Annotated in this window: 1 pseudogene; it reads right to left on the reverse strand. The window is 73.6% G+C overall.

The features are described 5' to 3' along the window. Window positions 1-659: pseudogene (locus B4E36_RS03575) on the reverse strand (ATP-dependent helicase HrpB); the annotation flags it as partial.

Consider the following 659-nt stretch of genomic DNA (forward strand, 5'->3'; position numbering starts at 1 on the left):
GAGCCGGTGGACATGGCGGGCGCGCACCGACAGGCTGTCGCGGTCGAACACGCATTCCTCCAGCGTCTCGATCCCCGGCTGCGCCTCGACGACAGCGCGCGGCAGCGGGCAGGCGGCGAGGATCCGTCCGCGCGCGGCCGATCCCGTCAGGTCGGCGATCACCAGAAAGTCCTGGCCGGCAAGCGGATCGTCCTCGGCAAGCTCCGCCCCGCGCCCGTTCGCCATCAGATAGCGCCCGCGCCCGCCCCGCGCCATCGCGATGCGGTCGGGAAAGGCATGAATCAGCGCTTCGCCGGGGTCGAACGGGCCGTCCGCGCGGCCGCTGCCTGCCGCCTTTGCGATCCGGTCGGCAAGGCCGCGCGCGGCCTCGGCGCGGGGCGACCTGTCCACGGAAAACCGGCGCAGCCGCTCCGACAGATCGATGCCGGTGCCGCCAAGCCCCTGCTCGCTCATCAGCACGGCAAGCCGCGCGGCGTCGCGGGCATGGCCGGTGCGGCCGGCCTTGATCACCATGGCGGCAAGGCGCGGCGACAGAGACAGCGCGCGGATGCGCTCGCCGGTTTCGGTCAGCCTCCCGTCGTCGCCAAGCGCGCCAAGGGCTGCCAGCAGCTTCTTGGCCTCGGCGAGCGCCGGTCCGGGCGGCTGGTCGGGAAAGGCAA

Origin of the sequence: Martelella sp. UBA3392, assembly GCF_002358775.1 — a bacterium.
Taxonomy (GTDB): Bacteria; Pseudomonadota; Alphaproteobacteria; order Rhizobiales; family Rhizobiaceae; genus Martelella; species Martelella mediterranea.